The following is a 13967-nucleotide window of genomic DNA, read 5'->3' on the forward strand; positions in this document are numbered from 1 at the left end:
GATGGAGAAGTTCGTTACCCACACCGGCATTGCAGCTCCGTTGCGACGCTCGGCCGTCGACACCGATCAGATCATTCCGGCGGTGTACCTCAAACGGGTCACAAAAACCGGATTCGAAGACGCGCTATTCGCGAACTGGCGGCAAGACCCTGATTTCGTCCTGAACCAAGAGGTGTTCAAGGGCGCCAGCATCCTTGTGGCTGGGCAAGACTTCGGAACGGGCTCTAGTCGCGAACACGCGGTTTGGGCGCTGCGCGATTTTGGCTTCAAGGTCATTCTGAGTCCCAAGTTCGCCGACATTTTTCGTGGGAACTCGGGAAAACAGGGACTCGTTACCGGCGTCATCACTGAGGCTGAGGTCGAGGCCATCTGGGCAGCGATCGATGCAAACCCGGGGGTCAGCATGACCGTCGATCTTGAAGCGCGTACGGCCTCGATCGGCGATCTTCACGTGTCTTTCGAGATCGATGATTACACTAGGTGGCGGCTCCTTGAGGGGCTCGATGACATCGGGCTCACACTGCGCAATCAAGAAAAGATCACGCAGTTTGAGGCGCGCCGCGAGGCGTGGCGGCCGCGGACACTTCCCGTTCGCTAACCCTGTGGTCTTTCGTTCAACCAGAGCGATCGATCACTAGCCACCCCTCTAGACACACAAGTGAGGTCCACCGGATGAAGTCGCTTCTTAGCGTTACGGGAGAAACCCCCGCAGGAGACAAGAAAGAAGCCTCCGGCGAAGTCCTCGCGATTCGTGGCGGCCGACCGCTGACTGGCCGTGTTGAGGTCAAGGGTGCCAAGAATCTTGCGACCAAGGCGATGGTCGCTGCGCTCTTGGGTGAGACGCCCAGCACGTTGCGCGACGTTCCCGACATCAGTGACGTTCAAGTTGTACGGTCTCTTCTCGAGGTCCACGGAGTGACAGTCAACGACGACGACAACGACGAAGGAACCCTTCACTTCGACACGTCTGGCGCGGTTTCTGCGCACTTCGAAGCAATCGATGCGCACGCGGGTGCCTCGCGGATTCCTATTCTCTTCTGCGGACCCTTGCTTCATCTGCTCGGCGAAGCGCTCATCCCTGACCTGGGCGGCTGCCGAATCGGCGACCGACCGATCAACTTCCACATGGATGCGCTGCGCGCATTTGGCGCTGTGGTAGACAAAACCTACGAGGGAATCCGCATCACAGCGCCCAATGGGCTTACCGGCGCGTCCATCGAGCTTCCCTACCCGAGCGTCGGCGCAACAGAGCAGGTGTTGCTCACCGCCGTTCGCGCAAAAGGCATCACAGAGTTGCGCAATGCGGCCATCGAGCCAGAGATCATGGATCTGATCGCTTTGTTGCAGAAGATGGGCGCAATAATTTCGTACGAGCCCAATCGCGTCATCCTCATCGAGGGCGTCGAATCTCTTCGTGGCTACGATCACCGGTGCATTTTCGACAGGAATGAAGCAGCATCCTGGGCGTGTGCCGCTCTCGCCACAGATGGAGACATTTTCGTCGGCGGTGCAAAGCAACAAGAAATGCTCACCTTCCTGAACGTCTTTCGCAAAGCTGGCGGCTGGTTCGACATTCACGAAGACGGCATTCGGTTCTGCCGCGACGGTGACATCAAGCCCGTCGTCGTCGAAACTGATGTGCACCCTGGGTTCATGACCGATTGGCAACAGCCGCTGATCGTCGCTCTGACCCAGGCTCATGGCACTTCTGTCGTCCATGAGACGGTGTACGAAAACCGGCTCGGCTTCACCCAAGCACTGGTCCAGATGGGCGCCGACATCGTTGTCCATCCGCAGGGCATTGCGAGTGCCGATCGTCGCGTCCCGCGGCGCGCACTCGAACAAGCCGCGGTTATCAACGGGCCGACGCCGTTGCACGCGGCCGATGTCGAGGTACCTGATCTTCGTGGCGGCTACAGCTATGTGATCGCGGCTCTGGCTGCCGAGGGCGAGTCGGTCGTTCGCAACGTCGGCATCATCCGGCGTGGTTACGAGAAGTTTCTGACCAAGCTTGAAACGCTTGGCGCCGATTTCGACGTCATCGGCTGAGGCGACCATGGTCTCGAAAACGCCTAGGCGCGCTCGCGGCGAGAAGTTCCGCTTCAGCATCTTCTGGCCACTCGCCGCCGTCGTCGTGCCTCTTGCTGGGGTGGTGATGAAGATCGAGGTGATTGACGGCCACAAGATGCCACGCACGGGGGCCTACGTGCTCGCGCCCAACCACTACTCCGAGATCGATCCGCTTGCAGTGGCTGTTGCGGTATGGCGTCTCGGTCGTGAGCCCAGGTTCCTCGCCAAAGAGAGTCTGTTTCGAGTTCCGGTGTTGGGCTGGGCGCTGAGCGTGACGGGTATGGTGCCGGTAGCGCGCAACTCGTCATCGTCGTCAGCTCGCAACACTTTGGATGCGACGGAGATGCTGGTTCAGCATGGTCGCGGCGTTGTGGTGTATCCCGAAGGCACGCTCACTCGAGACCCTGATCTGTGGCCCATGCGGGGCAAAACTGGCGCAGCACGACTGGCGCTCGACGGAGATATTCCGGTCATTCCCATGGCGCAGTGGGGCGCGCAGCAGATTTTGCCGCGTTATGGCAAGCTGCGGCTGTGGCCATTGCGTCGACGAATTCGAGTCGTCATCGGTGACCCCGTCGATCTGCGCGAGTATCGCGAGGGTGTAGTCACTCCGGCGAAGCTCAATGCCGCGACAGATGCAATCATGTCCGACGTAGCGCAACTGCTCGCCGGGCTTCGCGGCGAGCCGGCGCCAGCAGAGCGATGGAACCCTACCGCCCACGGTCAGCAAGAAACGGGCCGCCTTGAATCGTAGATCTGAAGTTGCCCGGCCCCGCATCGCGGTGATTGGTGCTGGTAGCTGGGGCACCACATTCGGAAAGATCCTTGCCGACGGCGGGGCTAACGTTGTGATGTGGTCGCGTCGCCCCGAACTTGCGAATGAAATTCAAGAGGCGAAGCGCAATAGCCAATATCTTCCGGGCATCAACCTGCCCCGAGAGATGTCCGCGACACATCACCTCTCCGAAGCCCTCGATGGTGCCGAACAGGTGTATCTGTCTATTCCTAGCCAAGCGCTGCGGGAGAATTTGAAAGCAGTCAGGCCCCTGCTATCTCTTAGCGACGTGCCGATCATCTCGCTGATGAAGGGCGTCGAGCGCCGTTCTGGTCTGCGCATGAGCCAAGTTATCGAGCAAGAGCTGCATTGTGATGCCGCACGGATTGCGGTGGCGTCTGGGCCCAACCTGGCGCTTGAGATCGCACGCGAACAGCCGACTGCAGCGGTGATCTCATCGGTCAGTCAAGAGACGGCCGAAGCCGTCGCGCGACGCGCGCGCAACAAGTACTTCCGCACCTTCGTGAACACTGACGTTATCGGTACCGAGTTTGGTGGCGTGCTGAAGAATCTCATCGCTGTCGCCATCGGCATCGTGGATGGTGTCGGCTACGGCGAGAACACGAAGGCATCGATCATCACGCGCGGTCTTGTCGAGATGACAGATTTCGCGGTTGCTCAGGGCGCAGAGCAAGAGACTCTTCAGGGTCTGGCCGGTCTTGGCGACCTGATCGCAACCTGTCAGTCGCCGCTGAGCCGCAACAACACCGCAGGGCGCTTGCTTGGGCAGGGCTACAGCTTTCAAGACGTCGTCAAGCAGATGAACCAGACGGCGGAGGGGCTTGCGTCTGTTGCGCCGGTTCTTCAACTTGCCCGTGAGGTTGGCGTGCAGATGCCGATCGTCGAGCAGGTCAAGATGGTGCTTGACGGAACAATGAACCCGCGCGATATCGCGCCTCACCTTACAACTGACGATGACACCCCCGCGGGCGAGAGGACTCAGAATGGACAGGCCGGCGGTGGCGGTGCTCTTTGGAGGTCGCTCCAGCGAGCATTCGATCAGTTCCGCAACAGCGAGCGGAGTGCTTCGAGCGATTGATCGCGATCGATTCCGTGTGATTCCCATTGGCATCACTCGTGAGGGAATCTTTGTTCTCGAAGACGATGACCCCGAAAAGTTTGCGTTAGATGCAGACCGTCTGCCGGAAGTCGTAGACAACGGCACGCGCGTGGTCTGGCCCGAGGGCGGCTCTGATCGAACGCTGCGCGTGCGCCTCTCGAACGGGGAACTGCAGGAAATCGGAACTGTCGATGTTGTGTTGCCGATACTGCACGGCCTCCACGGCGAAGACGGCACGGTTCAGGGTTTCCTCGACACGCTCTCGATCCCCTACGCGGGCGGCGGTGTGCTCGATTCTGCGCTGTGCATGGATAAGCACTTCATGAAGATCGTGCTCGAAGCAGAGGGCGTTCCTGTTTCGCCATGGGTCACGATCACCAAGAAGCAGTGGGAGCGAGACCCCGAACAGGTTCGTGCTGAAGCGGCACGGCTGGGTGAGCCGACGTTTGTGAAGCCAGCGCGCGCGGGGTCAAGCGTCGGAGTATCTAAGGTGCATGACCCATCTGAGCTCGCGGGGGCGCTTTCAAAGGCCTTTGCCGAAGACGAAAAGGTACTCATCGAGTCGGCGATCGTCGGCCGTGAGATCGAGGTCGCCATCCTCGAAGGTCGTGCCGGGGCATCCCCGAAGGCGTCGCTACCAGGCGAGATCGTGCTCACGACGCGAGAGTTCTACGACTTCGAGGGAAAATACCTCGGCGGCGACGGCGCGCAGGTGGTGTGCCCCGCTGATCTGACCGACGACGAGATCGCCTCGCTTCAGCAACTCGGGATCAAGGCATTTGAAGCGGTGGATGGACGAGGACTCGCCCGGGTCGACTTCTTCCTGGCGGCTGATGGCTTGTATGTGAATGAGCTCAACACGATGCCCGGATTCACGCCGATTTCGATGTTCCCCAAGTGCTGGATTGCCTCGGGCCTGTCATACGGTGAGTTGATCTCGGAGCTGATCGACACAGCCCTGGCGCGCCCGTAGTTGCTCGCTCAGCTACCTGCGTCAGCGCGGTCGAGACAGCCGGTGCCTTCGCTCGGTATTTGTGCGACTGCACCTGAGAGTCGCTCGAGCACGGTTGCGCTGGAGACGACTTCGTTGTCTAGGTAGACCTCCACTGCTGGAGTCCGGCCGAAAGTGGTCACGCGGTAGCGCGGTGCTTCGGATTCATCGATGATCCAGTCAACGCCATCAACTGTCTGGCAGGGGAGGGTCGAAGGCCCCGGCGGAGTCACGCCGCATGTCATCAGCACGCTGCTCGGCTCGCCCCACGCAGCGGTGGCCTGGGCGTCGGTCCAACGGCGCGATTCGCCGTCGACGGAATCCGGCAGGCGCACCATCACTTCGGCGCATGCGGGATCATTCGAATCCGCGGCGGCCTGCATCGGCACGGTGGTTGTGCATCCGGTGGCGAGCGCTGCCGCTATACCCAATACGGCAATAGCGGACAATCGGCGAGCTCCAGACACCACTCCAGGCTACCGTTGAGAGGTGAGTGCGGGTGACCCTACAGTGGGCGAGATGAGCGAGGGGCAAATCCTCTCTCGTATTCTCGCGACGCTGTCGCCTTCGCAGGCGATCGTCGGACCGGGGGATGACGCGGCAGTTCTGGCCATGCCAGACGGACGAGTGGTCGCTACCACTGACACGCTCGTGCACGGACCTGACTTTCGGTTGGCGTGGTCGAGCGGTTTCGATCTTGGCTGGAAGTCCGCGGCCGTCAACCTCTCTGATATCGCCGCCATGGGAGCCACACCGACCGCGCTGCTCGTGGCTTTGGCCATGCCTGAGCAGACTGCCATGTCATTCGTCGAGCAGTTTGCGGCCGGTTTGCGCGCGGCGTGCGAGAGCTTGGCGCCCGGGTGTGCGGTTGAAGGCGGAGATCTGACTGTCTCAGACACCTTGACCGTCGCTGTGACTGCTCTTGGCACCCTAGACGGGCAGTCGCCGGTGTTGCGTTCTGGCGCAGGCGTGGGCGATGTCGTTGCCATCGCTGGCACCCTAGGGGCAGCAGGTCGCGGCTTGGCGCTGTTGTTCGATCGATTTCGGGATGCAGAGGGCTTTCCCTGTGCGATTGACTTCGCTTCGCTTTCCGAAACGGAGGCTGCGGATATGAGCGCGCAGCTGAGGCCTGAGCCGCCGGTGAGGTTGGGTCGGGTCGCTGCCGCCGCCCGTGCCACCGCAATGATGGACGTCTCCGATGGATTGGTGCTGGATGCCTCCAGGATTGCGGATGCATCCGGGGTGTCCGTTTCGATCCAAACCAGTGCGCTCGGTGTCGACGCACCAAACGCGCTGACCGGCGGCGAAGACCATGCACTGCTGGCAACCTTTGCGCACGGAAGCGTGCTGCCTGAAGGATTCCATGCCATCGGGGTGATCGAGGCCCGTGGTTCTGCGCCTGTAATGGTGGACGGGCGAGCTTTCACCGGCCGCGGCGGCTGGGATCCTTACGGTGACTGGGACGCGACACGAGGCTGATCAGGTCGTCGTTGCCCACCACATGGTCGTGTCACCGTAGCGCTTGTCGCGCGTCGCGGTGAGCCCGGACGGCCACCTCGGCTGGGGGCTGCGCGATGCTCGCTCGACGATGACGCAGGCGTCACCCGCCAGCGTGGGCACGAGAAGTTCGAGCGTCGCTGAAAGCTCGTCGTCTGGAAGATCGTACGGTGGATCAACGAACACGAGGCTGAAGGGCCCGGGAACACCGCGCAGATAGAAGTCGGCAGATTGCCGGTGAACGATGACGGTGGACTGCTGACCGAGGGACTTGAGTACACGCTCGGAATTTCGTTGCGCGACCGCTGCAGCCTTCGGTGCTTTCTCCACCAGCACCGCAGACCGCGCGCCCCGACTCAGGGCTTCAAGCGCGAGCGCACCCGATCCTGCATACAGATCGAGCACTGTTGCTGCGCGCAGCAGATCAGACGATTCAAGCGAACCGAATAGCGACTCACGTACGCGGTCGCTCGTGGGGCGAGTGCCCGCATCAGGAACGTCGAGGGTCAAAGAGCCAGCGCGGCCAGCGATAATTCGCGTCACCCGGTTAATCTATCCGGCGGTCGGCGCGGCGATGTCCTCTTCGCGAAGGCGAGGCTCGGTGCGAAACTGAGGGCGCAAGCCGGCTTTGTCCGCATAGAACTCGCGCACCCGGGTCATATCGGCAACGACATCGCCTGTGAGATGCAGGGTATCTCCAAGTCCGCTCGTCATTGTGGTGCGATCGACGTATCCCAGTACGACGGGCATATCGGCTTCGCGCGCGATTCGATAGAAACCAGATTTCCAGTACTCTCCCGCGCCGCGGGTTCCCTCGGGGGTAACGACCAGGCTGAACACTTCACCCGCCCGTCGCCGCGCGACGATCTCGGCGACCAGACCCTGCGGGTTGCTTCGGTCTACTGGAATGCCCCCGAGCGCTCTCATGATCGGGCCGCGCCATCCGCGGAAGAGGCTTTCTTTGCCGAACCAGTGGGTGCGAATTCTCAGGCGCCAGCTGATGGCAAGCATCAGCACAAAGTCCCAGTTCGATGTGTGCGGTGCACCGATCAGAATCGAGGGTTGCGTCGGGGCAGGGCTCGTGGACAGCGTCCAGCGGCTACAAGCCCAGTAAGCGCGGGCGATGAAGGATCGGAACACGCAGACCACCGTACGCCGTCAGGCTGTGTGTGGACAGTCGGTGCTCGCTCATAGACTCGTAGCATGTCGTCTTTCAGCCTTACTTCGCGTCTTGACGGTGCGGTCGGGGGCAAGACAGCGAAGGCGCTTGAGCGGGCGTTCGGAATGCGCACCGTCGGAGACCTGCTCGCGCACTACCCGCGGCGCTACGCGAAGCGCGGAGAGTTGACCGATATTGCGATGTTGCCGATCGGCGAGCCAGTAACCATCGTTGCTGAGGTGCGCACGGTGAGTGAACGACGCATGCAGAACCGCAAAGGCGCGATTCTCGAGGTCGTGATTAGTGATGGGCAGGGAAACCTGTCTCTGACTTTCTTCAACCAGAGCTGGCGTAAGAGCAGTCTGATTCCGGGCCGCCGCGGAATCTTCGCTGGCAAGGTGGGCGAGTACAGAGGGACGAAGCAACTCGCGCACCCTGACTACGAGCTCTTCGACGACGAAGAGACCGCGCGCATGACAGCCGAAGCCAACGCACATCTGCCGATCCCCATCTATCCGGCGACGAGCACGCTGGCTTCATGGCAGATCACCAAGATCGTCGCACTTGTGCTTGATGGGCTCGACAACATTGCTGACCCGTTGCCTGAGCACGTGCGCGCAAGAGGTGGCTACCTCGACGCGCGGACCGCGATCGAGCGCATTCATCGTCCAGACTTTGAAGAGCAGATCCCGCCAGCGCTCGAGACCCTGCGCATGCACGAGGCCTTTGTATTGCAGACGGCGCTGCTTCAACAACGTGCGTTCGTTCGGTCCATGTCGGCGACGAGTCGGGTGCCCGGTGCCCTGCTTGAGGGTTTCGACGCGACGCTTCCGTTCGAACGCACACCTGATCAGATTACGGTGGGAGACTCCATCTCTGACGATCTTCAAGCGGCGTGGCCGATGAACCGGCTCGTGCAAGGGGAGGTCGGTTCAGGCAAGACCTTGGTTGCGCTGCGCGCGATGCTCCAGGTCGCTGAAAGCGGCGGTCAATCCGCGTTGATCGCGCCCACCGAGGTACTCGCCGCACAGCACTTGCGATCGATTGCACGAATGCTCGGAACTCGTTTGGCACCGGAGCTCATGCCGACGATGTTGACTGGACAGATGCCCGCGGCCGAGCGGCGAAAGGCTGCGCTCCGTGCTGCTTCCGGTCAGGCGCGCATTGTGGTGGGCACACACGCGCTGCTGAGTGCATCTACGACCTTCGCCGATCTCGGGCTCGTTGTCGTTGACGAACAGCACCGTTTCGGGGTTGACCAACGCGAGGCCTTGCGCGCCAAGGGCACAGCGCCACATGCGCTTGTGCTGACCGCGACACCCATTCCCCGCACCGTGGCGATGACAGTGTTCGGAGATCTTGACGTCTCGACGATCCGCACCATGCCACCGGGGCGTGCGGGCATCGATACCTACGTCGCGCCGATCGGTGAGAAGCCGGCCTGGTTTGCGCGGGTGTGGGACCGCATTGCCGAAGAAGTCGGCAAGGGACATCAGGCGTTCGTCGTTTGCGCGGCGATCGATGCTGAGGCACTCTCGCGCACAGACGATGAGGATGCCTCCCAAGGGCTGGTTGACGAGGTCAGCGAAACGCCTCGCACGCGCTGGGGCGTCGTGCAGGTGGGGGAGCTGCTTTCGCGGCACCCGGCGTTTGCCAACATTCGCGTGCAGATTCTGCATGGAAAGATGCCGAGCGACGAGAAGGACGCGGTGATGCAGGCCTTCGCGCGCGGAGATATCGATGTGGTCGTCGCAACCACGGTGGTAGAAGTCGGTGTCGATGTCGCAAATGCCTCCACCATGGTGATTCTCGAAGCTGACAGATTCGGTGTGTCACAACTGCATCAGTTGCGTGGTCGTGTTGGGCGAGGCGGCGTGCCGGGTCTCTGCCTGCTTGTCACTGAGTCCCCACGAGGCTCGCTTGCGCGAGAGCGGGTCGAGGCTGTCGCGGAGACGCTCGATGGTTTCCTGCTCGCTGAAGTGGACCTCGACCTGCGCGGGGAGGGCGATGTGCTGGGAGGCACGCAGTCGGGGGTGCGCTCGTCGTTGCGACTGCTGCGCGTTGCTAAAGATGCTGATCTCATTGCGCAAGCACGCGTTCAGGCTGAACAGCTGCTGCTTGAAGATCCCGCGTTGTTGCGGCATCCAGGCTTGGCTGAGGCAATTGAACGCCGAGTGAGCACAGAAGAACGTGCAGCCCTCGCGAAGAACTGACCTAGGCTGGGCTGCATGAGCAGCCGGATTGCCGTCGTCCCCGGATCCTTCGATCCGCCTACGCTCGGACACCTCGATGTGATTCGTCGCGCAGCCTCGCTGTATGACGAACTGCACGTGCTGGTCGTTCATAACCCCGGCAAGGAAGCCATGCTGCCGATTGCTCAGCGACTGTCTTTGCTCGAGCAATCGATCGCAGAGAGTGACGTTGAGTCGAAGGTAGTCGTCGCCTCGTGGAGCATGGGACTGCTCGTCGACTACGCGACAGACGTCGGGGCAAGCGTACTGGTGAAGGGCATCCGTTCACAGGTAGATGTTGCCTATGAAACACCGATGGCGATCGTCAACAGGCATCTCGCGCATATCGAGACAGTGTTTCTGCTTCCTGACCCTGCACATGCGATGGTCTCGAGTTCGCTCGTCAGGCAGGTTGCATCGCTCGGCGGCGATGTCTCTCCTTTCGTGCCGCCCGCGGTAGCAACGTTTCTGGACACCGGCGCCCGCAACATCTGAGCGTTCACAGTCTCTACTCGTCGCGCACCACTACGATTGGTGATCGTGAGAAGACATCGCCCCGGCCCGTTTGCGCTATCTGTTCGCGACATCACCAATCAACCCGGCGAGATGCGGGTCTTCACCCTGGAGGTTCCCGCAGAGGCACAGTGGGGTGAGGGGCTTGTCTCCTTTCCTGCGGGAGAAATCATCCGCGTCGACGGCCGTCTAGAGTCTGTCCACGAGGGGATTCTCGTGACCGGAACTGCTGACGCACAGTCGGTCGGAGAGTGTGGTCGCTGTCTCACAGACATCGCAGAGCATGTTGAAGTCGAGTTTCAAGAGCTTTTCGCGTACCCTGGACATGAAACAACTGACTTTGAGGTTCAAGACGACCACGTGGATCTTGAAATCTTAGTCAGGGATGCGATGGTCCTGTCGCTTCCGTTTCAACCGGTGTGTCAGCCGGATTGCCCCGGACTTGATCCGAATACGGGCGAGCGATTGACCGTTAGCACCGAAACAGAGCAGCGTGAGCCCCTCGATCCTCGTTGGGCCGCGCTCCAGGACTACTCCAAAGACCACGACGACAAAGCATCGCGCTCTGGCGTTGATCACACAGAAGAGAGCTAGCCATGGCAGGTAACCCCCCGAAGCGGAAGGTCTCCCGCTCCAACACTCGTTCGCGTCGCGCACAGTGGAAGGCGGCGCCCATCACGCTGACCAAGACCGTTGAAAACGGACAGGTTGTCTACGGCCGTCCGCACCAGGCCAAGGTCGTCACAGACTCGCAGGGAACGGAATTGTTCCTCGAGTACAAGGGCCGCAAGGTCGCTGACGTCTGATCGCCCCTCGGCGTACAGACGTGACTGACGTCACGGTCGAGCGTTCTTCGCTCGCAGAACTCACCCAGAAGCTCGGGGTCGTTATCGACCCCGAGCTTCTGCTGCTGTCGCTGACCCATCGTTCCTGGGCCTATGAGAATGGTCAATGCCCTCACAATGAACGGCTGGAGTTTCTCGGCGACTCTGTGCTTGGACAAGCAGTGACGGTGCGCCTGTACACGGCGCACCCTGATCTCGATGAAGGCGAGCTCGCGAAAAGACGAGCGAGCGTTGTGTCGACGATTGCGCTGGCGGAGATCGCTCGGGGTTTCGGACTCGGGGCGTACCTGAGGCTCGGACGCGGTGAAGATCAGACCGGCGGTCGCGACAAGGACTCGATTCTGGCCGACACCACCGAGGCGATCTTCGGCGCGGCCTACTTGTCGGCGGGCGCCGACGAGGCGACTGCTCTTGTGCTTCGTATGGTGGAGCCCCTGCTGGCTGACCCGGCGCGTTATGGCGCTGCGATGGATCCGAAGACGAGCTTGCAGGAGCTTGCGGCCCGCACTGCTTCCGGCGCCCCGGTGTATGTAGTGACCGCTCAGGGCCCCGACCATGACCGCCGCTTCACAGCGACGGTCGAAGTCGGCGATGTCACAGCTCAAGGTGCAGGTTCGAGCAAGAAACAGGCAGAAATGGCTGCCGCGCTAAGTGCATGGCACGAGCTCAGCGCGCGTGCCTGAGTTACCCGAGGTCGAAGTGGTTCGCGCCGGTCTCGCCCCGGCGATCTCAGGCGCGACGATCTCGGGTGTAAACGTGCTTGATGAGCGGGCACTGACCCGCCACGCGGGCAGCGGCAGCGATTTCGAACGCGCAATCACCCAGCGCAGGGTTTCGGCTGCCGTGCGGCGTGGCAAGTTCTTGTGGTTTCCGCTCGAAACGGTGCCACACATGCCCGAAGAAGCGATCATCGGGCACCTGGGGATGAGCGGTCAGATACTGCTTCGTGCGTCGGGGAGTTCACGGGAACGGCACGAACGAGTTCGTCTTGATCTTGAGCATCCTGAGCATGGTGAGCTTGCCATGATCTTCTGTGATCAACGCACCTTCGGCTCTTTGGCGGTGGACGCTCTCGTACCCACGCCTGACTCGGCTGCTGGAGGATACGGCTGGTCCGCAGCATCCATTCCTCGACAAGTTCTGCACATTGCACGCGATCCGCTCGATCCGGCGTTCTCCGAGTTGCACTTTCGCGACTCGCTTTCGCGCAAACGGTCTGCGATCAAACGTGTGCTACTCGATCAGAGCGTGGTGAGCGGTATCGGAAACATCTATGCCGATGAATCGCTGTGGGCTGCCGCGATTCATCCCGAACAACCCGCAGCGACGCTTTCGGAGCGCGCCGTGAGCATGTTGCTCGTGGAGGTCAGAGCGGTGCTTGAGAAAGCACTGGCTGAAGGGGGCACGAGCTTCGATGCCCAGTACGTCAATGTGAACGGTCAAGCCGGCTACTTTGCACACTCACTCAACGTGTATGGGCGCACAGGAGAGCCTTGCGGCCGTTGCAGTACACCCATCGTCAGAGTCTCATTCACGAACCGTTCGAGTCACTACTGTCCGAAATGCCAACAAGACCCTTCTTCCAGGCGCCCACATACGCAATCGCCTTGAATCCGATCGCTTCGTTGATGTCGAGCATCGGACGATTCTCTTCGGCGTTGTAGGTGAGCACGCGAGCAGAGTGGGGCATTCGCTCCCGCCATGCAATCAACCCCGCACACTTCACCAGGGTTCCGAGTTTGCGACCACGATGCTCCTTTAGAACGAGCGTGTCTTCTTGATGACTGGCCAGTGTCTGATCCTTTGGAATCATCAGTTCGTTGAAAGCGCAAAGTTCGCCCGTGCGAATGTGCTGTGCCGCCGTGACCTGAAGCGTGCACCCCGCTGCTGTGTAGCGAGCGTCGTGTTGCGCGATTCGCTCGGCATCCCAACGCTCTTCGTCGAAGTCGAGTGCTCCCGCCGGGGTATCCGTCGACATGCGTGACTTCATCCAGGCGTAGCCATCGACGTAGTCGGCAGGCGTGGGAACGTCCCACTGCAACACTCGGTAGTCGGTTGAAGCCGCCCGTGACTGTTTGAGGAGCCGTTCCACCTGATCGAACGGCGCGGTCATGTCGAATGCGCTATTGCGCTCTACTTGCTCGAGAGCGTAGCCGTGTCGCGCATAGAAGCGTGCAACATGGTCGTCGGGGATTGTGCCGAATCCCGTGCGGGGCTCAAGTACTGGCCCATCGCAATGCGGGTGAGTGGCCCAGGACTGCAGTGTTGTTCGTTCGTGGCTACGGGCGAATTGCTCCACGAGACGGTGTGCGGCCGAACCGATACCGCGACCCCAATGCGCGCGCAGAATCTCAATGAGCCAGAACGCAACAACTGATCCCTTTTCGAGCGGTAGGTCGAGGCCCACGCGCCCCACGATCTCGTCGTCGACGACGATGACCCAGGCCACTCTGCGCTCGTATGAGTTCGGTTGGTAATGCGGGAGCAATTCGTCGGGGGTGACCGCTTCATCGTTGTGCCCTGAGATCTCGAGGTAGATGGCATTCCTCGCGTGAACCATCGCGACAAAGTCGCTGGCGTCGTGTCTGTCGAGAGCAAGAGGGATGTGTAGCGGACGGAAACTGACTCCTGGGATCGCGGTGACGATCATTCCGCTGTCGGCGCTGTGCATGGTTGGTCCTTTATGTATCTTTGCCCGTCAGCAACGATGCGATGGGCGGTGTGAATGAGGGGAGGTTTGTTCACGATGGCTTCGCGCATCTGCGG

The 13967-nt window shown here is 61.1% G+C and carries 16 protein-coding genes; 12 read left to right on the forward strand and 4 right to left on the reverse strand.

The genetic code is table 11. The features are described 5' to 3' along the window. Nucleotide 1: 1 nt before the first annotated feature. The 5 genes from leuD to AB0O81_RS01640 all read left to right on the forward strand — a co-directional run bounded on the left by leuD (nucleotide 2) and on the right by AB0O81_RS01640 (nucleotide 4938). On the forward strand, nucleotides 2-598 hold the full coding sequence (leuD, locus tag AB0O81_RS01620) for a 3-isopropylmalate dehydratase small subunit (RefSeq protein WP_363580540.1): 597 nt from the start codon (nucleotides 2-4) through the stop codon (nucleotides 596-598). A 74-nt stretch (nucleotides 599-672) separates the two neighbouring features. Next, the gene (murA, locus tag AB0O81_RS01625) at nucleotides 673-2049 is read left to right on the forward strand and encodes a UDP-N-acetylglucosamine 1-carboxyvinyltransferase (protein ID WP_363580542.1); all 1377 of its coding nucleotides are present in this window, start codon (nucleotides 673-675) and stop codon (nucleotides 2047-2049) included. Between the two features lie 7 nt (nucleotides 2050-2056). Beyond that, entirely contained in the window at nucleotides 2057-2824 is a 768-nt protein-coding gene (locus AB0O81_RS01630) for a lysophospholipid acyltransferase family protein (RefSeq protein ID WP_363580544.1), read from the forward strand. After that, nucleotides 2814-3944: an NAD(P)H-dependent glycerol-3-phosphate dehydrogenase gene (locus tag AB0O81_RS01635; protein WP_363580546.1), complete on the forward strand. Its 1131-nt coding sequence runs from the start codon at nucleotides 2814-2816 to the stop codon at nucleotides 3942-3944. The genes AB0O81_RS01630 and AB0O81_RS01635 overlap by 11 nt, the downstream gene beginning before the upstream one ends. Further along, a complete protein-coding gene (locus AB0O81_RS01640; RefSeq protein WP_363580548.1) occupies nucleotides 3850-4938 on the forward strand; it encodes a D-alanine--D-alanine ligase family protein in 1089 nt (362 codons plus the stop codon). The genes AB0O81_RS01635 and AB0O81_RS01640 overlap by 95 nt, the downstream gene beginning before the upstream one ends. Nucleotides 4939-4946: 8 nt before the next feature. Here AB0O81_RS01640 and AB0O81_RS01645 read toward each other — a convergent pair whose 3' ends face one another. Continuing rightward, nucleotides 4947-5423, reverse strand: a complete 477-nt coding sequence (locus AB0O81_RS01645) for a DUF3515 family protein (RefSeq protein ID WP_363580550.1) — start codon at nucleotides 5421-5423, stop codon at nucleotides 4947-4949. Nucleotides 5424-5475: 52 nt separating this feature from the next. On the opposite strand from AB0O81_RS01645, the gene thiL reads away from it, so the two are divergent. Beyond that, the gene (gene thiL / locus AB0O81_RS01650; protein ID WP_363580552.1) at nucleotides 5476-6435 is read left to right on the forward strand and encodes a thiamine-phosphate kinase; all 960 of its coding nucleotides are present in this window, start codon (nucleotides 5476-5478) and stop codon (nucleotides 6433-6435) included. On the opposite strand, the gene rsmD is transcribed toward thiL, so the two are convergent. Further along, nucleotides 6436-6996 carry a 16S rRNA (guanine(966)-N(2))-methyltransferase RsmD gene (gene rsmD, locus AB0O81_RS01655; protein WP_363580554.1) on the reverse strand — a complete coding sequence of 187 codons (561 nt, stop codon included), beginning with the start codon at nucleotides 6994-6996 and terminating at the stop codon, nucleotides 6436-6438. A 9-nt stretch (nucleotides 6997-7005) separates the two neighbouring features. After that, nucleotides 7006-7593, reverse strand: a complete 588-nt coding sequence (locus AB0O81_RS01660; RefSeq protein WP_363580556.1) for a 1-acyl-sn-glycerol-3-phosphate acyltransferase — start codon at nucleotides 7591-7593, stop codon at nucleotides 7006-7008. A 63-nt stretch (nucleotides 7594-7656) separates the two neighbouring features. Here AB0O81_RS01660 and AB0O81_RS01665 point away from each other — a divergent pair, with 63 nt between their 5' ends. The 6 genes from AB0O81_RS01665 to mutM all read left to right on the forward strand — a co-directional run bounded on the left by AB0O81_RS01665 (nucleotide 7657) and on the right by mutM (nucleotide 12812). Then, a complete protein-coding gene (locus tag AB0O81_RS01665) occupies nucleotides 7657-9825 on the forward strand; it encodes an ATP-dependent DNA helicase RecG (protein WP_363580558.1) in 2169 nt (722 codons plus the stop codon). Between the two features lie 15 nt (nucleotides 9826-9840). Continuing rightward, nucleotides 9841-10338, forward strand: a complete 498-nt coding sequence (gene coaD / locus AB0O81_RS01670) for a pantetheine-phosphate adenylyltransferase (protein ID WP_363580560.1) — start codon at nucleotides 9841-9843, stop codon at nucleotides 10336-10338. Between the two features lie 111 nt (nucleotides 10339-10449). Beyond that, on the forward strand, nucleotides 10450-10950 hold the full coding sequence (locus AB0O81_RS01675; protein ID WP_363580885.1) for a YceD family protein: 501 nt from the start codon (nucleotides 10450-10452) through the stop codon (nucleotides 10948-10950). Nucleotides 10951-10952: 2 nt separating this feature from the next. Next, nucleotides 10953-11162 carry a 50S ribosomal protein L32 gene (rpmF, locus tag AB0O81_RS01680; protein WP_337338118.1) on the forward strand — a complete coding sequence of 70 codons (210 nt, stop codon included), beginning with the start codon at nucleotides 10953-10955 and terminating at the stop codon, nucleotides 11160-11162. Nucleotides 11163-11182: 20 nt separating this feature from the next. After that, nucleotides 11183-11884, forward strand: coding sequence for a ribonuclease III (gene rnc / locus AB0O81_RS01685; protein WP_363580562.1), 702 nt, complete (start codon nucleotides 11183-11185; stop codon nucleotides 11882-11884). Next, nucleotides 11877-12812: a bifunctional DNA-formamidopyrimidine glycosylase/DNA-(apurinic or apyrimidinic site) lyase gene (gene mutM, locus AB0O81_RS01690; protein WP_363580564.1), complete on the forward strand. Its 936-nt coding sequence runs from the start codon at nucleotides 11877-11879 to the stop codon at nucleotides 12810-12812. Before rnc ends, mutM begins: the two co-directional genes overlap by 8 nt. Here the strand turns inward: mutM and AB0O81_RS01695 are convergent. Further along, nucleotides 12733-13872 (reverse strand): GNAT family N-acetyltransferase, encoded by a 1140-nt coding sequence (locus AB0O81_RS01695; RefSeq protein WP_363580566.1) that lies wholly within the window; start codon nucleotides 13870-13872, stop codon nucleotides 12733-12735. The genes mutM and AB0O81_RS01695 overlap by 80 nt on opposite strands. Nucleotides 13873-13967: the final 95 nt, after the last annotated feature.

The organism is Microbacterium sp. NPDC076911 (assembly GCF_040687125.1).
In the GTDB taxonomy this organism is placed as follows: Bacteria; Actinomycetota; Actinomycetes; order Actinomycetales; family Microbacteriaceae; genus Microbacterium.